Origin of the sequence: Geodermatophilus saharensis (assembly GCF_900188205.1) — a bacterium.
GTDB classification, from domain to species: domain Bacteria; phylum Actinomycetota; class Actinomycetes; order Mycobacteriales; family Geodermatophilaceae; genus Geodermatophilus; species Geodermatophilus saharensis.
Genome location: NZ_FZOH01000005.1, coordinates 150,896 through 171,965, shown reverse-complemented (window position 1 = coordinate 171,965; position 21,070 = coordinate 150,896). Strand labels below are relative to the sequence as shown.

General features: G+C 75.0%; 27 protein-coding genes. 13 read left to right on the top strand and 14 right to left on the bottom strand.

Annotation, left to right across the window (positions count from 1 at the left end; genetic code table 11):
- The first annotated feature begins 48 nt into the window (after window positions 1–48).
- Window positions 49–693 (top strand): hypothetical protein, encoded by a 645-nt coding sequence (locus tag CHC04_RS25335; RefSeq protein WP_176450010.1) that lies wholly within the window; start codon window positions 49–51, stop codon window positions 691–693.
- Between the two features lie 4 nt (window positions 694–697).
- Here CHC04_RS25335 and CHC04_RS24220 read toward each other — a convergent pair whose 3' ends face one another.
- The 3 genes from CHC04_RS24220 to fdxA all read right to left on the bottom strand — a co-directional run bounded on the left by CHC04_RS24220 (window position 698) and on the right by fdxA (window position 2,447).
- Complete coding sequence (locus CHC04_RS24220; protein ID WP_176450009.1) at window positions 698–862, bottom strand: hypothetical protein; 165 nt, start codon at window positions 860–862, stop codon at window positions 698–700.
- Window positions 863–1,005: 143 nt separating this feature from the next.
- Window positions 1,006–2,100: a succinyldiaminopimelate transaminase gene (gene dapC / locus CHC04_RS14150; protein WP_245817206.1), complete on the bottom strand. Its 1,095-nt coding sequence runs from the start codon at window positions 2,098–2,100 to the stop codon at window positions 1,006–1,008.
- Window positions 2,101–2,120: 20 nt separating this feature from the next.
- Window positions 2,121–2,447, bottom strand: coding sequence for a ferredoxin (gene fdxA / locus CHC04_RS24600; protein ID WP_089404596.1), 327 nt, complete (start codon window positions 2,445–2,447; stop codon window positions 2,121–2,123).
- A 161-nt stretch (window positions 2,448–2,608) separates the two neighbouring features.
- Here fdxA and CHC04_RS14140 point away from each other — a divergent pair, with 161 nt between their 5' ends.
- Window positions 2,609–3,352, top strand: coding sequence for a GNAT family N-acetyltransferase (locus tag CHC04_RS14140; RefSeq protein WP_089404595.1), 744 nt, complete (start codon window positions 2,609–2,611; stop codon window positions 3,350–3,352).
- On the opposite strand, the gene CHC04_RS14135 is transcribed toward CHC04_RS14140, so the two are convergent.
- The 7 genes from CHC04_RS14135 to CHC04_RS14105 form a co-directional block, all read right to left on the bottom strand.
- Complete coding sequence (locus CHC04_RS14135) at window positions 3,325–3,726, bottom strand: hypothetical protein (RefSeq protein WP_089404594.1); 402 nt, start codon at window positions 3,724–3,726, stop codon at window positions 3,325–3,327. The genes CHC04_RS14140 and CHC04_RS14135 overlap by 28 nt on opposite strands.
- Window positions 3,723–4,619, bottom strand: a complete 897-nt coding sequence (gene mshB, locus CHC04_RS14130) for an N-acetyl-1-D-myo-inositol-2-amino-2-deoxy-alpha-D-glucopyranoside deacetylase (protein ID WP_089404593.1) — start codon at window positions 4,617–4,619, stop codon at window positions 3,723–3,725. Before mshB ends, CHC04_RS14135 begins: the two co-directional genes overlap by 4 nt.
- 89 nt (window positions 4,620–4,708) lie before the next feature.
- The gene (locus tag CHC04_RS14125; protein WP_245817204.1) at window positions 4,709–5,833 is read right to left on the bottom strand and encodes an ABC transporter ATP-binding protein; all 1,125 of its coding nucleotides are present in this window, start codon (window positions 5,831–5,833) and stop codon (window positions 4,709–4,711) included.
- The gene (locus CHC04_RS14120) at window positions 5,817–6,878 is read right to left on the bottom strand and encodes an ABC transporter ATP-binding protein (RefSeq protein WP_089404592.1); all 1,062 of its coding nucleotides are present in this window, start codon (window positions 6,876–6,878) and stop codon (window positions 5,817–5,819) included. The genes CHC04_RS14125 and CHC04_RS14120 overlap by 17 nt, the downstream gene beginning before the upstream one ends.
- Window positions 6,875–7,825, bottom strand: coding sequence for an ABC transporter permease (locus CHC04_RS14115; RefSeq protein WP_089404591.1), 951 nt, complete (start codon window positions 7,823–7,825; stop codon window positions 6,875–6,877). The genes CHC04_RS14120 and CHC04_RS14115 overlap by 4 nt, the downstream gene beginning before the upstream one ends.
- Window positions 7,818–8,741 carry an ABC transporter permease gene (locus tag CHC04_RS14110; protein ID WP_089404590.1) on the bottom strand — a complete coding sequence of 308 codons (924 nt, stop codon included), beginning with the start codon at window positions 8,739–8,741 and terminating at the stop codon, window positions 7,818–7,820. The genes CHC04_RS14115 and CHC04_RS14110 overlap by 8 nt, the downstream gene beginning before the upstream one ends.
- Before the next feature lie 138 nt (window positions 8,742–8,879).
- Window positions 8,880–10,535 (bottom strand): peptide ABC transporter substrate-binding protein, encoded by a 1,656-nt coding sequence (locus CHC04_RS14105; protein ID WP_217897366.1) that lies wholly within the window; start codon window positions 10,533–10,535, stop codon window positions 8,880–8,882.
- A 352-nt stretch (window positions 10,536–10,887) separates the two neighbouring features.
- On the opposite strand from CHC04_RS14105, the gene CHC04_RS14100 reads away from it, so the two are divergent.
- Complete coding sequence (locus tag CHC04_RS14100; protein ID WP_217897365.1) at window positions 10,888–11,058, top strand: CsbD family protein; 171 nt, start codon at window positions 10,888–10,890, stop codon at window positions 11,056–11,058.
- Between the two features lie 123 nt (window positions 11,059–11,181).
- Here CHC04_RS14100 and CHC04_RS14095 read toward each other — a convergent pair whose 3' ends face one another.
- The gene (locus CHC04_RS14095; RefSeq protein ID WP_089404588.1) at window positions 11,182–11,943 is read right to left on the bottom strand and encodes a (deoxy)nucleoside triphosphate pyrophosphohydrolase; all 762 of its coding nucleotides are present in this window, start codon (window positions 11,941–11,943) and stop codon (window positions 11,182–11,184) included.
- 26 nt (window positions 11,944–11,969) lie between these two features.
- On the opposite strand from CHC04_RS14095, the gene CHC04_RS14090 reads away from it, so the two are divergent.
- The 8 genes from CHC04_RS14090 to CHC04_RS14065 all read left to right on the top strand — a co-directional run bounded on the left by CHC04_RS14090 (window position 11,970) and on the right by CHC04_RS14065 (window position 17,697).
- The gene (locus tag CHC04_RS14090) at window positions 11,970–12,449 is read left to right on the top strand and encodes an RrF2 family transcriptional regulator (RefSeq protein WP_245817202.1); all 480 of its coding nucleotides are present in this window, start codon (window positions 11,970–11,972) and stop codon (window positions 12,447–12,449) included.
- Window positions 12,450–12,483: 34 nt separating this feature from the next.
- Window positions 12,484–13,047, top strand: coding sequence for an adenylyl-sulfate kinase (gene cysC / locus CHC04_RS14085; protein WP_089404586.1), 564 nt, complete (start codon window positions 12,484–12,486; stop codon window positions 13,045–13,047).
- A 21-nt stretch (window positions 13,048–13,068) separates the two neighbouring features.
- A complete protein-coding gene (locus CHC04_RS25560) occupies window positions 13,069–13,173 on the top strand; it encodes a putative leader peptide (RefSeq protein ID WP_425432455.1) in 105 nt (34 codons plus the stop codon).
- Between the two features lie 98 nt (window positions 13,174–13,271).
- Entirely contained in the window at window positions 13,272–14,942 is a 1,671-nt protein-coding gene (locus CHC04_RS14080; protein ID WP_089404585.1) for a nitrite/sulfite reductase, read from the top strand.
- Entirely contained in the window at window positions 14,939–15,112 is a 174-nt protein-coding gene (locus tag CHC04_RS24215; RefSeq protein ID WP_176450008.1) for a hypothetical protein, read from the top strand. The genes CHC04_RS14080 and CHC04_RS24215 overlap by 4 nt, the downstream gene beginning before the upstream one ends.
- A complete protein-coding gene (locus tag CHC04_RS14075) occupies window positions 15,109–15,819 on the top strand; it encodes a phosphoadenylyl-sulfate reductase (protein WP_089404584.1) in 711 nt (236 codons plus the stop codon). Before CHC04_RS24215 ends, CHC04_RS14075 begins: the two co-directional genes overlap by 4 nt.
- Window positions 15,820–15,901: 82 nt before the next feature.
- Window positions 15,902–16,195, top strand: a complete 294-nt coding sequence (locus CHC04_RS14070) for a 4a-hydroxytetrahydrobiopterin dehydratase (RefSeq protein WP_089404583.1) — start codon at window positions 15,902–15,904, stop codon at window positions 16,193–16,195.
- Window positions 16,196–16,287: 92 nt separating this feature from the next.
- Entirely contained in the window at window positions 16,288–17,697 is a 1,410-nt protein-coding gene (locus CHC04_RS14065; RefSeq protein WP_089404582.1) for an NAD(P)/FAD-dependent oxidoreductase, read from the top strand.
- 22 nt (window positions 17,698–17,719) lie between these two features.
- Here the strand turns inward: CHC04_RS14065 and CHC04_RS14060 are convergent, their stop codons facing one another.
- Together CHC04_RS14060 and CHC04_RS14055 are read right to left on the bottom strand one after the other, a co-directional pair.
- Entirely contained in the window at window positions 17,720–18,112 is a 393-nt protein-coding gene (locus CHC04_RS14060) for a DUF3037 domain-containing protein (protein WP_089404581.1), read from the bottom strand.
- Window positions 18,109–18,963, bottom strand: coding sequence for a HipA family kinase (locus CHC04_RS14055; protein WP_089404580.1), 855 nt, complete (start codon window positions 18,961–18,963; stop codon window positions 18,109–18,111). The genes CHC04_RS14060 and CHC04_RS14055 overlap by 4 nt, the downstream gene beginning before the upstream one ends.
- A 36-nt stretch (window positions 18,964–18,999) precedes the next feature.
- Here CHC04_RS14055 and CHC04_RS14050 point away from each other — a divergent pair, with 36 nt between their 5' ends.
- Window positions 19,000–19,587 (top strand): DUF1990 domain-containing protein, encoded by a 588-nt coding sequence (locus tag CHC04_RS14050; protein ID WP_089404579.1) that lies wholly within the window; start codon window positions 19,000–19,002, stop codon window positions 19,585–19,587.
- On the opposite strand, the gene CHC04_RS14045 is transcribed toward CHC04_RS14050, so the two are convergent.
- The gene (locus tag CHC04_RS14045) at window positions 19,509–19,865 is read right to left on the bottom strand and encodes an iron chaperone (protein ID WP_089404578.1); all 357 of its coding nucleotides are present in this window, start codon (window positions 19,863–19,865) and stop codon (window positions 19,509–19,511) included. The two genes, CHC04_RS14050 and CHC04_RS14045, sit on opposite strands and share 79 nt — an antisense overlap.
- 53 nt (window positions 19,866–19,918) lie before the next feature.
- Between CHC04_RS14045 and CHC04_RS14040 the strand changes: the two genes are divergently transcribed.
- Window positions 19,919–21,058, top strand: a complete 1,140-nt coding sequence (locus CHC04_RS14040) for a serine hydrolase domain-containing protein (protein ID WP_176450007.1) — start codon at window positions 19,919–19,921, stop codon at window positions 21,056–21,058.
- Window positions 21,059–21,070: the final 12 nt, after the last annotated feature.

Below are 21,070 nucleotides of genomic sequence, written 5' to 3'. Positions count from 1 at the left end.
CGCGGACCTCCGGTCACCCGTCCGGGGGCCGACCTAGAGTCGACGGCGATGACCAGCGCACGGACCGGCTCGCGCCCCGCCGCCCGCCGGCCCGCGGCGAAGCGGGCCCCGGCGCGGCGCCCCGCGGCCACGCGGGCCCCGGCCGGGCGGCGACGGTCGGCCGGCCCGTGGGCGCTGCGCCACTGGTGGCCGGCGATGGTCCTGGGGATCGCGATGGTCCTGGCCCTGGCCTGGCGGGCCGACGGCTCGCAGGACCCGGTGCCGACCGGGCTGTGCACCGTGCCGTCGACCTCGGTGACCCTCTCGGCGGAGCAGTGGGCCAACGCGCGGACCATCGCCGACGTCGCCCGCGAGCGCGGGCTGCCCGAGCGGGCCACCGTCATCGCGCTGGCCACGGCGATGCAGGAGTCGACGCTGCGCAACCTCGACCACGGCGACCGCGACTCCCTCGGCCTGTTCCAGCAGCGCCCGTCGCAGGGCTGGGGGACGCCGGCGCAGGTGCAGGACCCGGTCTACGCGGCGGGGGAGTTCTACGACGGCCTGGTGCAGGTCCCCGGCTGGGAGACCATGCGGCTGACCGACGCCGCGCAGTGGGTCCAGCGCTCCGGCTTCCCGGAGGCCTACCAGCAGCACGAGGACCTGGCGATCGCCCTGACGGCAGCGCTCGCCCGTGCGGAGGGTCCCTGCGGCTGACCGGTCAGTGCACCCGGTTGCGGCCCTTGCCGTGGAGCTCCGGCCGGTCGAAGGGCGCCGGCATGCCGGCGGCGCCGGCGAGGCTGCGGTTGCGGTGCAGGTGGGCCTCGACAGCGACGAGCGCGACGAGGGCGAGGACGGGGACGAGCAGGAACACGACGAGGAACACGGCGGGCCTCCGCGGCGGGGCCGGGCGGGCTGCCCGGCGGCTGGGACCACCGTGGCCCCGGGGTCTTGCGACCCTCTGGCGGCCGACCGGCGCCCACTTGCGGGCCACTAGTGGGCCCGCGGCTGGTGGGGCCCGCGGCGCCGCTACGCGGTCAGGCGGGCGACGGCGGCGTCGATGCGCTCGTCACCGGCCGTGAGCGCCATCCGCACGTGCCGGGCCCCGGCCGGGCCGTAGAAGGAGCCGGGCGCCGGGACGATGCCCAGGCCCGCCAGCCAGTCGACCGTCGTCCAGCAGTCCTCGTCGCGGGTGACCCACAGGTAGAGGCCGGCCTCGGAGTGGTCGATCCGGGCGCCGGTGGCGCGGACCGCCGCGGCCAGCCGCTCCCGGCGGCGGCGGTACCGCTCGCGCTGGGCGTCTACGTGGGCGTCGTCGTCGAGCGCGGCGGTCATGGCCGCCTGCACGGGGCCCGGCACCAGCAGGCCGAGGTGGCGGCGCACCTCCCAGATCCGGCGGACCAGCAGCGGGTCCCCGGAGAGCAGCCCGGCGCGGTAGCCGGCCGCCGTCGACTGCTTGGACAGCGAGTGCACGGCGAGCAGGCCGGTGTGGTCGTCGCCGGCGACGGCGGGGTGCAGCAGCGACCGCGGCTGCACCTCCCAGCCGAGGGTGGCGTAGCACTCGTCGGCGACCACCGGCACGCCGTGCGCCCGGCCCCAGGCCGCCCAGGCGCGCAGCTCGCCGTCGGACAGCACCCGGCCGTGCGGGTTGCCCGGGGAGTTCAGCCACACCAGGACGATCCCGGCGGCGTCGTCGGGCGGGGTGTCGGTGCGGCGCACCGCCAGCCCGGCCAGCACCGCGCCGACCTCGTAGGTCGGGTAGGCGACCTCCGGGATGACCATCGTGCCCTCGTGCAGCCCGAGCAGCGTGGGCATCAGCGCCACGAGCTCCTTGGAGCCGATCGTGGGCACCACCGACGGGTCGGCGCCGAGCGGGTCGGCCAGGGTCACCCCGAGGCGGCGCTGCAGCCACCCGGCGGCGGCGGTGCGCAGCTCACGGGTGCCCAGGGCCATGGGGTAGCCCGGGGAGTCGCCCGCCGCGGCCAGCGCGGTGCGCAGGACGTCGGGCGTGGGGTCGACCGGCGTCCCGATGGACAGGTCGACCAGCCCGCCCGGGTGCTGCGCGGCCCGGGCGCGGGCGGCCTCGAGGCTGTCCCAGGGGAAGTCGGGCAGCCGGCCGGCCACCCGCCCCGCCGCCGTGGTGGTCAGTGTCCCTCGCCCTGCGGCGGCAGGGCCGCCACCAGCGGGTGGTCCTTGCCGACCCGGCCGGTCTTGGCCGCGCCGCCGGGGCTGCCCAGGTCGGAGAAGAACTCCACGTTGGCGTTGTAGAAGTCCTTCCACTTGTCGGGGACGTCGTCCTCGTAGTAGATGGCCTCCACCGGGCAGACCGGCTCGCAGGCACCGCAGTCGACGCACTCGTCGGGGTGGATGTAGAGCATCCGGTCGCCCTCGTAGATGCAGTCCACCGGACACTCGTCGATGCACGCCTTGTCGAGGACGTCGACGCAGGCCTGGGTGATCACGTAGGTCACGGTGGGTCCTCCCGGGGGACGTGCGGGCAGCGCCCCGGCTCGCGGCCGGGCTCGCGCGTGTCGCCCGTCAGTATGGCCCCGTACCGCGGCGCCGGGCGCGACGGGTCGGGCGGTGCGACCCCGTCGGAGGACGCCCGTGGGCACCGCGCAGGATCGCCGGCATGGGACAGAGCCGCTCGCCGCTGGGGGTCGCCGAGCTCGAGCGGGTCGCGGCCCGCGGCTGGCGCGCGCCGGAGGAGGAGGCGCTGGGCGGGTGGCTGCTGCGCGCGGCCGGCGGCTTCACCGGCCGGGCCAACACCGCGCTGGTCACCGGCGACCCCGGGCTGCCGCTCGGGGAGGCGGCGGACGCCGTCGGCGCCTGGTACCGCGCCCGCGGACTGCGGCCGGGCGTGCAGCTGCCGGGCGTGGCGTCCCGCCCCGTCGACGCCGCCCTCGCCGCCGCCGGGTGGGAGCGCGGCGAGGACGTCCTCGTACTGACGGCGCCACTGGTGCCCGGCGCCGCCGACGACGTGCCGGTGGAGCTGGCGCCCGCCCCGGACGACGCCTGGCTGGCCGCCTACCGCGAGGCGTCTCCGGCCGCCCGCGCGGTGCTCACCAACGCCGGGCGGGTCGTCTTCGCGGCGGTGCGCCCCGAGCCCGGTGGGGAGCCGGTCGCCGTCGCCCGCGGGGTGGTGACCGACGACTGGCTCGGCGTCGCCGCGCTGACCGTGGCCGGGCAGCACCGCCGTCGCGGACTGGCCACCGCCGTCATGGGCGCGCTCACCCGGTGGGGCGCCGGGCAGGGGGCGCACTGGGTGTACCTGCAGGTGGCGGCGTCGAACGCGCCGGCGCGGGCGCTGTACCGCGGTGCCGGGTACGTCGAGCACCACCGCTACCACTACCGCTGGGCGCCCGAGGACGCCTGAGGGCGGGGGGTGGCGACCACCCGGCCGACGGCGAGGGCGGCCCCGACCACGCCCAGGCCGAGGAAGGCGAGCGTGACGGTGCCCAGCCCGCCGGTGCCGACGGCGACCAGGTCGCCCTCGGGGCGGCGGGACGTGGCGGCCAGGGCGATCGCCAGCCAGGTCACCGCCGGGAGGACGGCGACGACGCGCGAGCCGGTGAGCCGGTGGGTGAGCGTCACCAGCAGCGGGTTGCCGACGAGCGCGGCGAGGACCGACAGCGGCACCAGGACCCCGGCGACCCGCAGCGGCAGCCAGAACACCTGGACCAGCGCCAGCCACCCCGAGACGGCCACCGCCGCGACCGCCGCGGCGGCCAGCGCGGCGGCCCGCGTCATCCGGGCAGGCCGGCGAACAGGTCGTCCTCCCACCCGTTCGGCGCGTCCCCGGCCGGGCCGCGCTGCCCGCGGACGAGCCGGTAGTACTCGACGCCGAGGACCTCCTGGCCGAGGTTGTTCGACAGCGCGAAGAACGGCCCGTCGACCGTGATCTGGGTGGCGTGCGCGCGCATGGCCGCCTCCTTCGCGCCGGCGTGGGCCCGGCCGTCGACGGCGGCGGTGACCTGCTCGTCGGGGACGGCGAAGGGGATGTCGTCGACGTCGCCGAGCCGGTCGAACGGCGAGTCCTCGCCCAGCGCCGCCATCGCCTCGGCGCCCCGCTGCAGCACCGAGCGCGGGACGCAGCACCAGTAGACCTTGGCGACGTCCCACGCCTCGCCCAGGTCGGGGCGGTGGCCGGGGTCGGCGGCGGCCTCGACGGCGGCCATCGCGACCCGGTGGGCCTGGATGTGGTCGGGGTGGCCGTAGCCGCCGTTCTCGTCGTAGGTGACGACGACCTGCGGCCGGACCTCCCGGACGACGGCGACCGCGTGGGCCACGGCCTCGTCGAGGCCGGCGTTCCAGAACGCCCGGCCCCGCGTGTTGGCCGGCGTCCCCATCATCCCGGAGTCCCGGTAGCGGCCGGGGCCGCCGAGGAAGCGCCAGTCGGTGACGCCCAGCGCGTCCATGGCCGCCCGCAGCTCGCCGATGCGGTACCCGCCGAGCTGGTCGGCGTGCTCGGGGCCGAGCAGCTCGAGCTCGGGGACGAGGACCTCGCCCTCCTCGCCCAGCGTGCAGGTGAGCAGCGTGACCCGGGCGCCCTCGGCGACGTAGCGGGCCATGGTGGCGCCGTTGTTGATCGTCTCGTCGTCGGGGTGGGCGTGCACCAGCAGCAGGCGGCGGTCAGCGGTCACGGGCGCACAGTCTCCCACCGTGCCCGGACACGACGACGGCGCGGTGACCACCCCGGGAGGTGGCCACCGCGCCGTCGGGGTGCGGGGTGCTACTCGGCGTCGACGGGGACGACCATCCGGGCCTCGGCGAAGTGGCAGGCGCTCGGGTGGCCCTGCCCGCGGTCGACCAGCGCCGGCGCCTCGGTGGCGCAGACGTCCTGCGCCTTCCAGCAGCGGGTGCGGAACCGGCAGCCCGACGGCGGGTCCGCGGGGCTGGGCACGTCGCCCTGCAGCAGGATCCGGTCCTTCTGCCCGCGCAGGTGCGGCTCGTGCAGCGGCACCGACGACAGCAGCGCCTGCGTGTAGGGGTGCGACGGCGAGGCGTACACCTGCTCGTCGGTGCCCTCCTCGACGATGCTGCCGAGGTACATCACCGCGACGCGGTCGGAGATGTGCCGCACCACCGACAGGTCGTGGGCGATGAACAGGTAGGACAGGCCGAACTCGTCCTGCAGGTCCTCGAGCAGGTTGACCACCTGCGCCTGCACCGAGACGTCGAGCGCCGACACCGGCTCGTCGCAGACGATGACCTCCGGCTGCAGCGCCAGCGCGCGGGCGATGCCGATGCGCTGCCGCTGGCCGCCGGAGAACTGGTGCGGGTAGCGGTTGACGTAGTCGGGGTTGAGACCGACGCGGTCGAGCAGCTCCTGGGTGCGCTTGAGCCGGCCCTTCTTCGGCGCGACGTCGTCGTGCACCGCCCAGCCCTCGGCCACGATGTCGCCGACGGTCATCCGCGGGTTCAGCGAGGCGTAGGGGTCCTGGAAGATGATCTGGACCTCGCGCCGGTACTCCTTGAGCGCGCGCCCGCCCATGCGGGCGACGTCCTTGCCCTTGTAGAGGATCGACCCGGCCGTCGGCCGCTCCAGCGCGACGATCAGCTTCGACACCGTCGACTTGCCGCAGCCGGACTCGCCGACCAGGCCCACCGTCTCGCCGCGGCGCAGCGTCAGGTCGACGCCGTCGACGGCGCGGACGTGGCCGATCGTGCGCTTGAAGACGATGCCCTGGGTCAGCGGGAAGTGCTTCTGCAGCCCCCTGACCTCCAGCAGCGTGTCGCCCAGCGGGCCGCGCGCGCCGGACGCCGCGGGCTCCTCCAGCGTCGGGGCCACCGGGGTGGGAGCCGGCTTCGACAGGGACGACGCCGCGGTGGCGCCGTGCTCACGGGGCTCGGACACCGAGAACCTCCTCGCTGTAGTGGCAGGCCGCCTCGCGCCCCGGGACGACCAGCCGCAGCGGCGGGACGTCGGTCGAGCACTCGCGGCCCGGAGCGGCCTCGGCACCGAGCCGCCGGCGGGCGCAGCGCGGGTGGAACGGGCAGCCGCTCGGGATGCGCGCCAGGTTCGGCGGCTGGCCGGCGATCGGCTGCAGCCGCCCGCCCTTGGCCTCGACCTGGGGCACCGACCCCATGAGCCCCTCGGTGTAGGGGTGCGCGGGGCGGGTGAAGACGTCGTCGACGGTACCCCGCTCGACGATCTCGCCGGCGTACATGACGGCGACGTTGTCGGCCACCTCGTTGACCACGCCGAGGTCGTGGGTGATGAGGATCAGCCCCATGCCCGTCTCCCGCTGCAGGTCCTTGAGCAGGTCCATGACCTGCGCCTGCACGGTGACGTCGAGGGCGGTGGTCGGCTCGTCGGCGATGAGGATGCGCGGGTCCAGCGCGATCGCCATGGCGATCATGACGCGCTGGCGCATGCCCCCGGAGAACTGGTGCGGGTAGTCGTCGACGCGGCGGGCCGCGGCGGGGATCCGCACGCGGTCCATCAGCTCGACGGCGCGCTTGCGGGCCTCCTTCCGCGACATCCCCCGGTGCGCCCGGAACATCTCGCCGATCTGGAACCCGACGCTGTAGACGGGGTTCAGCGACGACAGCGCGTCCTGGAAGATCATCGAGATGCCGGGGCCGCGGACCTTGCGCTGGTCCTCGGCCGACATCTCCAGCACGTTGCGGCCCTCGAACCAGATGCCGCCGCCGCTGATGACCGCCGGCGGGGTCTCGAGGATCCCCATGATCGCCTGGGCGGACACCGACTTGCCCGACCCCGACTCGCCGAGGATGGCCAGGGTCTCCCCCGCCGCCAGGCTGTAGCTCACGCCGTTGACGGCGTGCACGGTGCCCGTGCGCGTGCGGAACTCCACGCGCAGGTCGTCGACGTCGAGCAGCGGGGTGCCGGCCGGGGCGGCGTCGGACGTGGGCTTGGACAGGTCGAGGTTGGTCATGCGCGCTGCCTCGGGTCGAGGGCGTCGCGCAGGGCGTCGCCCATCATCACGAACGCCATCACGGTCACGGTCAGAACGATGCTCGGGAAGAGCACCAGGTGGGGCGCGGTGCGCAGCAGCGACTGGCCGTTCTCGATCTGCAGGCCCCAGGAGATCGCCGGCCGCTGCAGCCCCACGCCGAGGAAGGTCAGGGTCGCCTCGGCGGCGATGAGCACGCCGATGGTGATCGTCGTGTAGACGAGCACCGGCGCGACCGCGTTGGGGAGGATGTGCCGCAGCAGGATGCGGCCGTTGGAGGCGCCCATCGCGCGGGCGGCCGCCACGTAGTCGGAGCTCTTCACCGCGATGACCTGGGAGCGCACCAGCCGCATCGCCGTCATCCAGCCGAAGGCGGCCAGGGCGATCGCCACGGCGACGACGCCCCGACCGAGGATCCCGCTGCGCAGGACCACGATCGCGCCGAGGATGAACGGGATCGCGTAGAAGATGTCGGTCAGCCGGCTCAGCAGGCTGTCGACCCAGCCGCCGTAGAACCCGGAGACGGCACCGACGACGACCCCGAGCACCAGGACGACGGCGACGGCGAGCAGGCCGATGATCAGCGAGTTGCGCGCGCCGTAGACGACGTTGGCCAGGTAGTCGCAGCCCTGCTGGTCGAAGCCGAACCAGTGCTCGGCCGAGGGCTTCTGGTTGCTGTTGCTCAGGCTGCAGGCGCGGGGATCGGCGCCCCGCGCGAACAGCTGCGGGACGATGGCCATCAGCAGGAAGAGCAGGCCGAACACGGCGCCGATCCAGAAGAGCGGGTTGCGCTTGAGCTCGCCCCAGGCATCGCTCCAGAGGCTGTTCTGCCGCTCGTTGGTGACGTCGACCGAGGGACTGGCCAGCCCCGTCGTCGTCCCGGCCTCGACCTCGTCCTTGCGCAGGTCCACCTGCTGCTGGTCAGTCATAGCGGATCCTCGGGTCGAGGACGGCGTAGAGCACGTCGACGACCAGGTTGAAGAAGATGAAGAAGAACACCATCAGGGTGACGATGCCGACGACGACCGCCCCCTCCTGGGCCTGGACGCTGTCGAAGACCGCGCGGCCGATGCCGGGGAGGTTGAACACCGTCTCGGTGACGATGGCGCCGCCCATGAGGGTGCCGATGTCGGCGCCGATGAAGGTGACGACCGGGATGAGGCTGTTGCGCAGCGTGTGCCGGGTGATCACGGTCCGGTTGGGCAGGCCCTTGGCCCGCGCCGTCCGGACGTAGTCCGCCCGCAGGTTCTCCGCCACGCTCGTGCGCGTGAGCCGCGCGACGTAGGCGAGCGAACCCGACGCCAGCACCAGGCCCGGGAGCAGGTAGCTGTACCAGCCCTCCGTGATGCCGGCGATGGGGAACCAGCCGGCCTTGACCCCGAGCACGTACTGGGCGACGAAGGCCAGCACCAGGATCGGGATCGCCACGACGATCGTGCTCGAGACGAGCACGAGGTTGTCGAGGAACCCGTTGCGCCGGATGCCGGCCAGGAGCCCGGCGATGATGCCGATGACCGTCTCGATGGCGATCGCCACGATGGTCAGCCGGATCGTCACCGGCAGGCGCTGCTCGATGGTGTCGATGACCTCGCGGCCGCGGAAGTCCGTGCCGAAGTCCCCCTGGACCAGGTCGCCGAGGTACTTGACGTACTGGACCGGCAGGGGGTCGTCGAGGTTGAACTCGTCGCGCAGCTCCGCGACCACGGCCGGGGCGAGCGGACGGTCGCCCCCGAGCGCGCGGATGGGGTCACCCGGGAGGGCGTACACCAGCGCGAAGATCAGGAAGGAGGCGCCGATCAGGACGGGGATCGTCAGCAGGAGTCGGCGCGCTATGTAGCGGCCCATGTCCCCCCTCGGGTGAGCGCGCCGGTGACGATCGCCGGCGCGGGTTCATCGTGCTCCTGTCCGGACACACGCGCCGCCGGGGGCGGCTGTCCCGTGGCGGGACGGCCACCCCCGGCGGGCGGTGGTGCGGACCGTGGGTCAGCTGTTGACGGTCACCGCGGCGACGTCGATGTCACCGAACACGTCGATGACGACGTCGCTGACGTTCTCCGAGCGGAGCGCCTGCTCCAGGTCGAAGAACATCGGCATGATCGGCATGTCCTCGAGCAGGATGTCGTCGGCCTGCTGGTACAGCTCGATCGCCTGCTCGTTGTCCGACGCCCCGTTGCCCTGCTGCACGAGGGAGTCGAACTCCGGGTTGGAGTAGAACGAGGCGTTCGAGCCCGCCGGCGGGAGCGCCGCGGTCGAGTACAGCGGCTCGAGGTAGTTCTGCGGGCTCGGGTAGTCCATGCTCCAGCCGAGCCGGAACGGACCGGTCATGCCCTTCTCGTCCTGCAGCGGCAGGTACTCCGAGAAGTCGAGGTCACCGCGCAGGGTGTACTCGATCCCGAGGTTCTCGCGCAGCTGGTTGCCGACGGCCTCGACCCACGCGTCGTGGCCGGCACCGGCGTTGAACCACAGCTCGATCGGCTGGCTGCGGTCGAAGCCGGCCTCGTCGAGCAGCTGGTTGGCCCGGTCGACGTCGAGCGCGCAGTACTCGCAGGCGCCCTCGCGGTAACCGTCGACGACCGGCGCGATGGCGTCGTCGGCGGCCGTGCGGCTGCCGCTGAAGATCGCGTCCGAGATCGCCTGGCGGTCGACGGCCATGGACAGCGCCTGACGGACCCGCTTGTCGGAGTAGCGCGGGTCGTAGGTCGGGAACGCCATGTACGTGAAGCCCGACGACGGCGCCTCGATGAAGCGGTCACCGAAGGTGTCCTCGGCCCCGGCGAGCGCGTCCGGCGGCATGTCCGGGAGCACGTCGAGGTTGCCCGCCTCGACGTCGTTGAGGCCGGTGTTCAGGTCGGCGTAGACGCGGAACTCGACCTCCTCGGCCTTCGCGGCCTCCTCACCGGCGTAGTCGTCGTACCGGGTGACGGTGAAGCCCTGGCCGGGGACGAAGTCCTCGCTCGCCTGGAACGGGCCGTTGCCGACCGGCCGGGTGCCGAAGGCCTCCGGGTCCTCGAAGAAGGACTCCGGCAGCGGGTAGAAGGCGTTGTAGCCGACGGTCACCGGGAACTGGGCGAACGGGCTGGCCAGCGTGACGGTGAAGGTCTGGTCGTCGACGACCTGCAGGCCGCTCATCTCGGTGGCGGCGGGCTCACCGGTGGGGTTGCCGTCGGCGTCGGTCGGGGCCTGGAGCTCGTCGTAGCCCTGGATGTTCGAGAAGAAGTACGAGGCGCCCTGGGCGTTGGGGCTGTAGGCGCCCCAGTTCCACGCGTTGACGAACGACTGGGCGTTCACCGGGGTGCCGTCGTGGAAGGTCCAGCCGTCCTTGAGCGTCACGGTCCAGGTGGTGTTGTCCTCGGACTCGATCGACTCGGCGACGCCGGTGTACTCGACCGCACCGTCCGCGGCGTACTGCACCAGACCGGTCCAGAGCGAGGAGATGACCTGGTGCCCCTCGGACTCGGTCGTGTTGCTCGGGATCAGCGGGTTCTCGGGCTCGCCGATGTAGATGCTGAAGGTGCCACCCTCACCACCGCCGCCGCCGCTGCCCGACTCGCTGTCGTCGCCGCCGCCACAGGCGGTCAGCAGCAGCGCGGCCGACAGACCGGTCGCGACGAGCGCCGACCGGCGCTTGCTCAACTTCACGTGCGATGCCTCCCTCGTCCCGCAGCTGCGGGGGGAACGGACTGGTCGATGCTCACCCGGACGCGCTGGCCGGGCGTCGGCGTCCATCAGGTGAACACCCGGGATCGGTCCCGGAACGCCGCGAGCGACACTAGGCAGCCCCGGAGAGGACCGTCCACGACCGTCACCGATTTGTGACCCTGGCTCACGACCTTGCGGGGCGCGATGCAAACGGCACGGTACGCGGCCCCCGTCACGACACGTGTTGCGGCCCCCGCCCGCTCATCCCGGAGGACTTCCGCCGACCGGGCGACCGGCGTGTCGGAACCGCAGCGAGGGGTAACCCGGGGTCTCCCGAGGAGAGGAGCTCACGGTGAGCGGGATCGACAAGATGAAGAACAAGGCCCAGGAGCTCTCCGGCGAGGGCAAGGAGCGCCTCGGCGAGGCGACCGGCGACCGCGACCTGCAGGCCGAGGGCGCCAACGACAAGGCGGCCGGCAACCTCAAGCAGGCCGGCGAGAAGGTCAAGGACGTCTTCAAGTAGAGGAAGGACCCCGTCCAGAGGCTCACCCCTCGCAGGCTCGGGGTGAGCCTCTGGACGGGGCCGTTCCAGCACGTCACCGGCCGCCCCGGTGCCGTCCCACCCGGGACGGTCACCGGGGCGTGCTCACGTGCCGGTGAGCAACTCCCGGACGGCGGGCAGCAGCGGACGGTCGGCGGCGATCCAGTCGAGGTCCTCGAGGTCGCCCGCGCGCACCCAGCGCAGATCGCGGTGCTCGTGGGCCACCGGCTCCCCGCCGACCAGCCGCGCCTGCCACACCCGCAGCGTGGAGGCGCCCGGCGCGCCCCCGGCGACGACGCCGTCGAGCGGCACCTCGCCCAGGAAGACCTGCGGCGCGACGGTGACCCCGAGTTCCTCGGCGCACTCCCGGACCAGGGCCGCCGCCTGGTCCTCCCCCGGCTCGACCTTGCCGCCGGGGAACTCCCACAGCCCCGCCAGCGGGCCGGCGTCCCGCTGCGCGACGAGCACCTCGTCCCCCCGGACGATCGCCGCGCCCACCACCTGGACGACGTCGAGCGCCCGCAGCGCCGCCGCCGCGGCGTAGCCGTCGAGGTGCCGCCGCATCGCCCGCCGCACCCGGCGCCGCAGCACCGCCCGGTCGACCAGGCCGCCGAGCACGCCGGGCAGGCCGGTGTCCCAGTCCACCCGCTCGTCGACGACGGTGCCCTGCCCGGTGGCGGTGAACGTCCGCGCGTGGGTGAGCCGGCGCCACCCCCGGCCGGGGCCGGCGGCGTAGACGTCGGACACCGGGCGGAGGGACTCGACCTCCTCCAGCGGGAACGGCCAGGGGCGGCCGAGGGCACGGGCGACGTCGAAGGCGACGGTCAGCGGCGCCGCCACGACGGTGGTGAAACGGAGCCGGTCCACGTCCCGACCCTCGCAGAACGGGCAGGATGGGCCCCGTGCGCATCACGGCCCGGGTCGACTACGCCGTCCGCGCGGCCGTCGAGCTGGCCGCGGTGGCGCCGGACGCGCTGACCTGCGACCGCATCGCGCGCGCCCAGGAGATCCCCTCCCGCTTCCTGCAGGGCATCCTCGGCGACCTGCAGCACGCCCGGCTGGTCACCAGCCAGCGCGGCCGCGAGGGCGGCTACCGCCTGGCGCTGCCGCCGTCGGAGATCTCGATCGCGCGGGTCATGCGCGTGGAGCAGGGCTTCCTCGCCGAGGTCCACGGCCAGCGGCCCGAGGACGTGAGCTACCCGGGCGTGGCAGCGGAGCTGGCCGGCGTCTGGGTGGCCGCGCGGGAGGCCTACCGGCGGGTGCTCGAGGAGGTCACCCTCGCCGACGTCGTCGCCGGGAAGCTGCCCGGCCACGTCGCCCAGCTCGTGGCGCTCGACAGCGCCTGGCGCTCCTTCGGCGACGACCCCGCCTGAGCGGCCCGCCCGGCGGCTGGGCGAGACTCGGCCGGTGAGCAGCGCGCAGCACGGCGGGGTCACCGTCTTCCTCACCGGACTGTCCGGCGCGGGCAAGTCGACGATCGCCGACGCCCTGGTCGCCGGGCTCGAGGCCGAGGGCCGGCCGGTGACGGTCCTCGACGGCGACGTCGTGCGCACGCACCTGTCCAGCGAGCTGTCCTTCTCCCGCGAGCACCGCGACCTCAACATCCGCCGCATCGGCTTCGTCGCAGGCGAGGTGGTCCGCCACGGCGGCACCGTCGTCGTCGCCGCCATCGCGCCCTACGAGCAAGCGCGCGAGGAGGCGCGGGCGCTGGTCGAGCGGCACGGCCGGTTCGTGCTCGTGCACCTGGCCACGCCGCTGGAGGTCTGCGAGGCCCGCGACGTCAAGGGCCTCTACGCCCGCGCCCGCGCCGGGGAGATCCCCGGCTTCACCGGCGTCGACGACCCCTACGAGCCCCCGGCCCGCGCCGAGCTGGTCATCGACACGTCGGTCACCCCGCTGGAGGAGTCCGTGGCCCGCATCCGCGCGGCCCTCGACGGCGGGACGGGTGACGGCGGGACACCCGCCCCCTGACCGGACGGGCTCCCCGGACGGGTGTGCGACCATGGGGGCGTGACGGATCGCGGCAGCCTGCTCGTCGCGCGTCTGCACGTCGACCTCGCCCGGGTCAGCAGCGCCGCCTGTCGCGCCGCGCGCTGACCACCAGTCCTCCCCGCGGCGCGAGTCGCGTCCCCGATCTGGCAGCGCGTTCCGCGCGGGTCGTCAAACCAGCGCGGACGGCGCAGGAAGAAGCCACCGTGTCCGCACCACCCCGTTCTGCCCGGCCGGTCCGCGGCCAGGGCCAGTGGGCCCTCGGCTACCGGGAGCCACTGAACCCCAACGAGCGCATGAAGAAGGACTCCGACGGCCTCGAGGTCCGGCAGCGGATCCTCGACGTCTACTCGAAGACCGGCTTCGACGGCATCGACCCGAGCGACCTGCGCGGCCGCATGCGCTGGATGGGCCTCTACACCCAGCGGGCGCCCGGCATCCCCGGCGGCAAGACCGCCGTCCTGGAGCCCGAGGAGCTCGAGGACTCCTACTTCATGATGCGGGTGCGCACCGACGGCGGGGCGCTGACCAGCGAGCAGCTGCGCACCCTCGGCGCGATCAGCACCGAGTTCGGCCGCGACGTCGCCGACGTCACCGACCGGCAGAACGTCCAGTACCACTGGATCCGCATCGAGGACGTCCCCGAGATCTGGGAGCGGCTGGAGGCGGTCGGCATGACCACGACCGAGGCCTGCGGCGACACCCCGCGCGGGATGCTCAACTGCCCGCTGGCCGGCGTCCTCGAGGACGAGGTCATCGACGCCACCGAAGTCATGGCGCAGACGGTGGCCCGCTACGTGGGCGACCCGGAGTTCAGCAACCTGCCGCGCAAGTGGAAGACGTCGATGTCGGGTTGCGTCGACCACTGCACCGAGCCCGAGATCGACGACGTCTCCTTCGTCGGCGTCGTCGGCCCCGACGGCGAGCCCGGCTTCGACCTGTGGGTGGGCGGCGGGCTGTCGACCAACCCGATGTTCGCCAAGCGGATCGGCGTCTTCGTCCGCCCGGAGGAGGTCACCGAGGTCTGGGCGGCCTGCACCGCGGTCTTCCGCGACTACGGCTACCGCCGGCAGCGCAACCGGGCCCGGATCAAGTTCCTCATGGCCGACTGGGGTCCGGAGCGATTCCGCCAGGTGCTGCAGGACGAGTACCTGCACCGCGCCCTGCCCGACGGCCCCGCCGCCGCGGCGCCCGCGCACGCCTCGCGCGACCACGTCGGCGTGGCGCGGCAGAAGGACGGCCGCAACGCCGTCGGCTTCGCGCTGCGCACCGGCCGGGTCACCGGGACGGTGCTCACCCGGATCGCCGACCTCGCCGACCGCTACGGCGCCGGCCGCATCCGGACCACGACGCAGCAGAAGATGGTCGTCCTCGACGTCCCCGACGAGCACGTCGAGGACCTGGTCGCCGCGCTGGCCGAGCACGACCTGCTGGTGCGCCCCAGCGCGTTCCGCCGCGGCACCATGGCGTGCACCGGCCTGGAGTTCTGCAAGCTCGCGATCGTCGAGACCAAGCAGCACGCGCAGGACCTCTACGCCGAGCTGGAGAAGCGGCTGCCCGGCTTCGACGAGCCGATCGGGATCAACGTCAACGGCTGCCCGAACAGCTGCGCCCGGTTCCAGACCGCCGACATCGGCCTCAAGGGCTCGATGGTGCGCGACGACTCCGGCGAGATGGTCGAGGGCTTCCAGGTCCACCTCGGCGGGCACCTCGGCGTCGAGGCGTCCTTCGGCCGGAAGTTCCGCGGCCACAAGGTGACCAAGGCCGAGACCGCCGACTACTGCGAGCGGGTGCTGCGCGGCTACCTCGAGCGGCGCGAGCCCGGCGAGGGGTTCGCCGCCTACGTCGCGCGGGCCGAGGAGGCCTGGCTGCTGTGAGCGAGGAGGAGTCGGGGGGAAGGCAGCGCCAGCTCCCCGTGTTCCACTGCCCGTACTGCGGTGACGAGGAGCTGACCCCTGCCGGGGAGTCCGGCGGCGAGTGGCACTGCGCCGCGTGCCTGCGCACGTTCACCGTCCGCCTGACCGGGACAGGAGTCCAGCGACCGTGACCACCGCCGTGCGGGCCACACCGGAGCTGGCCGCCGAGGCCGACGCCCGCTTCGAGGGGATCGCCGACCCGGTCGAGCAGGCGCTCGCCGTCCTCCGCTGGGCCGGCGAGACCTTCGGTGACGGGTTCGCCGTCACCTCGTCGATGGCCGACGGGCTGCTCGCCCACCTCGCCTCCCGGGCGGTGCCGGGCGTGCACGTCGTCTTCCTCGACACCGGCTACCACTTCGCCGAGACGATCGGCACGCGCGACTGGATCAGCAGCGTCCTGCCGATCACGCTGGTGAACGTGACGCCGCCGCGCACGGTGGCCGAGCAGGACGCCGAGCACGGCCCGGCGCTGCACGACCGCGACCCCGACCTGTGCTGCTCGCTGCGCAAGGTGCAGCCGCTGGCCACCGCGCTGGCCGGCTACGTGGCCTGGGGCTCGGGCGTGCGCCGCGACGAGGCGTCCACCCGCGCCGGCACGCGCGTCGTCGACTGGGACGCCAAGCGGGGCATGGTGAAGGTCAACCCGCTGGCGGCCTGGACGCAGGACGACGTCGACGCCTACCTCGCCGAGCACGACGTGCCGGTCAACCCGCTGCAGGAGCTCGGGTACGCCTCCATCGGGTGCGCGCCGTGCACCCGCCCCGTCGCCCCGGGCGAGGACCCGCGCGCCGGGCGCTGGGCCGGCCGCGGCAAGACCGAGTGCGGCCTGCACCTCTGAAGGACCTCGGCCCACCCCACGACCCGCTCCGCACGCCGCGGGACCCGAGGACGAGGCAGTTCCAGCACGGCAGGATGGGCACGTGCCCCGGCCGCCGAAGCTGTCCCCCGACGACGTCGCCGCCGCGCTGCGCGACCTGCCGGCGTGGTCCGGCGGGCCCGACGGCATCCGGCGCAGCCTGGAGCTGCCCGGCTTCCCGGACGCCGTCGCCGCGCTCGTGCGCATCGCGTTCGTGGCCGAGCAGCTGGACCACCACCCCGACGTCGACCTGCGCTGGCGCACCCTGCACCTGACGCTGGTCAGCCACTCCGCCGGCGGGGTCAGCGAGCTGGACCTCGAGCTCGCCCGCCGCATCGACGACCTCTTCCCCGGCTGACACCTCCCCGGCTGAGCCACCGGAGTCCAACGACTCTCCCGGCCCGCCCCCGCGCGCTCCTAGCGTGCGGCAGGGAGCGGGAGGAGGCCGCCATGGCCGACGTCGTCGTGCTCGGTGGCGGGGTGTGCGGCCTCGCCACGGCGCTGCTGCTGGCCCGCGACGGGCACGAGGTGACCGTCCTGGAGCACGACCCCGACCCCGTGCCGGGCACGCCCGGGGAGGCGTGGCAGCAGTGGCACCGCGGCGGGGTCGCGCAGTTCCGCCAGCCGCACTACCTGCAGCCGCGGGCGCGGCTGGTCCTCGACGCCGAGCTGCCGGACGTGAGCGCCGCCCTCGCCGCCGCCCACGCCGTCCGCTTCGACACCCTGACCACGGCCCCGGCCACGGTGCCGCCGCTGGACCGGCGGCCGGACGACGACCGCCACGTCACGCTGACCGCCCGCCGCTGCGTGCTCGAGCAGGTCCTCGGCCGCACCGCCGACGAGCAGCCGGCCCTGCGGGTCCGGCGCGGCGTGACCGTCACCGGCCTGCTCACCCGGCCGCTGGACGGGCGCCCGCACGTCACCGGCGTCGCCACGACCGGCGGCGACGTGGCCGCCGACCTCGTCGTCGACGCCACGGGCCGGCGCTCGCCGCTGCCGCGGTGGCTGCTCGAGGCCGGCAGCGCCCCGGTGCGGGAGGAGTCGGTGGACAGCGGGTTCGCCTACTACACCCGCTACTTCCGGTCCCGCGACGGCCGCCTGCCCGAGCCCCGCGACCGGCTCAACGTCGCGCTCGGCTCCTTCTCGGTGCTCACCCTGCCCGCCGACTCCGGCACCTGGTCGGTGACCCTCTACACCGCCTCCGACGACCGGCCGCTCAAGGAGCTGCGGCACGAGGCCGCGTGGACGGCGGTCGTGGCGGCCTGCCCGCGGCAGGCGCACTGGCTCGACGGCGAGCCGCTGACCGGGGTCCTGCCGATGGCGGGGATCCTCGACCGGCACCGCCGGCTGTCCGACGGCGAGCGCCCGGTGGCCACCGGCGTCGCCCCCGTGGCCGACGCGTGGGCCTGCACGAACCCCTCGATCGGCCGCGGCATCGCACTCGGCCTGGTGCACGCGGTCGCGCTGCGCGAGGTCGTCCGGCAGCACCTCGGCGACCCGCGGGAGTTCGCGGCGGCGTGGGACGCGGAGACGGAGGCCCGGCTGACCCCCTGGTACCGGGCCACGGTCGCCGTCGACCGGGCCCGGCTCGCGGACATGGACGCCGCGCGGGAGGGCCGTCCCCCGCCCCGGCCGCACGGCCCGGGGACGCCCGGTGCGGCGCTGGCCCGGGCCATGGCGTTCGACGCCGAGGTCTACCGCGCGTTCATGGAGGTGGTGGACTGCCTGACCCTGCCCGCGGAGCTGTTCACCCGCCCGGGGTTCGCCGACCGGGTCCTGCAGGTGGCCGGCGAGCACGAGCCCCCGCCGCCGGCCGGCCCGACGCGCGCGCAGCTCCTGGAGCTCGTCGGGGCGGCCTGACCGCGGGACGTGCTGCCGGTGGTCACTCCGCGACGGGGAGCACCAGCAGCCGCAGCAGCCGGTCGGCCTCGGCGTCGGGGTCCTCGGTCAGCCCGGTGTGCACCGGCCCCGGCTGCACCACGGTGCTCCGCGGGGCGGTCAGCCAGCGGAACCGCGAGCCCAGCGCCTCCCGGCCCGCCGCCCCCGCGGCGGGATCGGCGGCGCACACGTCGGCGGCGGCCTGCAGCGCCTGCGCGATCGCCGCCGGGTCGGCCGTCGGGTCCAGCACGCGCAGCCGGTCGGCGTCGAGGTGCACCCGGCTGCCGAGGTAGTCGCGCTGCCGGCAGTAGACGAGGACGCCGGCGTTGATCGCCTCGCCGCGCTCGACCCGCGGCACCACCCGCAGGACGGCGTACTCGAAGGTCTCCCGGCTCACCGCTGGGTGATCCCCTCGGGCGGGGGCGGGCCGAGCCAGGCCGGCCGGTTCTCCCCGCGCGGCGCCCGCCGCCGCGACCCGCCCGCGGCCGCCGCGGCCACCAGCCCGGGCAGCCAGGCGTCGCGGGCGGCCAGCCGGGCGAGCAGCTGGGCGACGTAGCGCTCCCGGACGTCGTCGGGGTCCTCGTCGGGCGTGGGTCCCTCGAGCCAGTCGTCGGGCACCTGGCGCAGGACCTCCTCCAGCAGCGGCCGGGTCACCCGGCCGGCCAGCGCGGTGTCGGCCGCGGGCACGTCGGGCGAGCACTCCACGAGCGCGTGCTGCGAGGCGTCGTAGGGCCGGGCGACGGCGGCCGGTGCGCCGGGCCAGTTGTGGTGGAAGGTCAGCGCGGCGCCGTGGTCGATCAGCTGCAGCCGGCCGTGCCAGAACAGCATGTTGGGGTTGCGCCAGGACCGGTCGACGTTGCCGACGAGCGCGTCGAACCACAGCACCCGCCCGGCCGGCTCGGGCCCGACCGTGCCGGCGCCGGCCTCGAAGTCCAGCGCGCCGGGCAGGTAGTCCAGCCCCAGGTTGCGCCCGGCCGAGCGCTGCAGCAGCTCCTGCACCTCGGGGTCGGGCTCCCCCACGGCCAGCTCCGGCGCGACGTCGACGGTGACCAGCGCCGGCACCGGCAGCGCCAGCGCGCGGGCCAGCTCGCCGCACACCACCTCGGCGACCAGCACCCGCACGCCCTGACCGGCGGCGCGCCACTTGACCACGTAGGTGCCCAGGTCGTCGGCCTCCATGAGGCCGGGCAGCGAGCCACCCTCGCGCAGCGGGGTGACGTAGCGGGTGGCGGTGACGGCGGGCAGCACAGTGCCGGTCAACCTACGCCGGGCCACACTGGACGCATGGGCCTGTTCCGGGCCGTGTCGCCCGAGGGCCTGCGCGACGCGCCGCTCACCTACGCCGAGGTCGGCGCCACGCGGGATCCCGAGTTGCCGGCCGGCTACCTGCACGGCACGTGGACCGAGGTGGTCGGCTCGGGGCGGGAGACGTTCGAGCGGGTGGCCGCGGCGGTGTTCGACTGGACCCCGCAGCGCAGCGTGGGACTGCGGGTGCGCGCGAGCGGGTCGCCGGCCGAGGTCGGCACCGTCGTCGTCCTGACCGCCGGGCTCCCTCGGCTGGGCTACGACATCCCCTGCCGGGTGGTGTGGGCGTCGACCACCGGCGACGAGCGCGGCTTCGCCTACGGCACCCTGCCCGGGCACCCGGAGAGCGGCGAGGAGTGCTTCACCGTGCGGCTGGCCGAGGGCGGCGACGTCGTCGTCACCATCCGGGTGTTCTCCCGGCTGGCCACGCCGGCGGCCCGCGCCGTGCCCCCGGTCAGCCGGTTCGTCCAGGGCCTGGCCACCCGGCGCTACCTGTCGTCCCTGCGGCGGGCGGCCACCGCCGACGCGACGCGCTCCACCAGGTCCTCGGGCACCGGGCGGCCGTAGCGCAGGTGCACCGCGTCCTTCCCGGAGCGCAGCGGCGCCACCTCCGCCTCCAGGTCGCCGTCGAGCGCCGGCACCGGGTACAGCGCCGCGTGCCGCTTCCAGGCCGCGAAGTGCAGGCCGTACCGGGTGCCGACCATCGCCGCGGGCATGCCGTAGCGGATGGTCTCGGTCGCGCCGGGCATGCCCCGCAGGACGGCGGCGCGGACCCGTTCCAGCACCGCCCGCGCCTCCGGGGGCAGCGCGGCCAGGTACTCCTCGACGGTGTCGGGCGCGGTCATCCCCGGATGGTGCCGCACCGATGAGTCCCCGTCCCGGCTCCGGTCACCCCCGCATGGGACTGGCGCGGGACGTGGAGCGGGTGGTGTCGGAGGCCGTGGCCGCCGGGGCGGTGCCGGGCGCTGCCTGGTGGGTGACCCGCGACAGCGAGGTCGCCCGCGGCGCCGCCGGCACGCACACCCCGGGCGGGGACGACCCGGTGGGCCCCGACACCGTCTTCCGCATCGCCTCGGTGACCAAGCCGGTGGTCGCCGTCGCCGCCCTCGCGCTGGTCGACGACGGCACGCTGCGCCTGGACGACCCGGTCGACGCGCACCTGCCCGAGCTGGCCGGCCCGCGCGTGCTCGCCGACCCCGCCGACCCGTCCGCCGGCACGGTCCCGGCCCGGCGGCCGGTCACGGTGCGCGACGTCCTCACCCTGCGGCTCGGGACCGGGCTGGACTTCACCGCCCCATGGCCGACGCCGACCGTGGCCGCCCTCGGCGCGGCCGGGCTGCCGGCCGGTCCGCCGCAGCCGCAGGCCGCGCCGCCGCCGGAGGAGTGGCTGCGCCGGCTGGCCTCGGTCCCGCTGGCCCACCAGCCCGGGGAGCGCTGGCTCTACCACACCGGCTCCAGCGTGCTGGGCGTCCTGGTCGCTCGGGCCGCGGGCCGGCCGCTGCCCGAGGTGCTCGCCGAGCGGGTGCTGGTGCCGCTCGGGATGAGCGACACCGGGTTCGGCGTCCCCGACGCCGCGCGCCCCCGCCTGGGCCCGCACTGGACGCCGCCGGACGACACCGGCCGGCGCGCGCTGTACGACCCGCCCGAGGGCCAGTGGGCGCGGCCCCCGGCCTTCCCCGACGGCGGCGACGGGCTGGTGTCCACCGTCGACGACCTCGCCGTCCTCGCGCGGGCGCTCCTCGCCGGCGGGGAGCCGGTGCTCCGGGAGGGGACGGTCCGGGCGATGCTCACCGAGCAGGCCGGCCCGGTCGACGACGAGGGCGGCGGCTGGGGCCTGGGCCTGGGTGTGCGGCGCGAGGACGAGCCCGGCGGCCGGCACGCCGGCTCCTTCGGCTGGGACGGCGGGCTGGGCAGCACGTGGTGGACCGACCCGGTCACCGGCACGACGGCGGTCCTGCTCACCAACCAGGTGTGGGACTCCCCGGCTCCCCCGCCGGTGTTCGAGGCGTTCCGGGCGGTGGCGTTCGGCCCGCGCTGAGCGGACGGGACC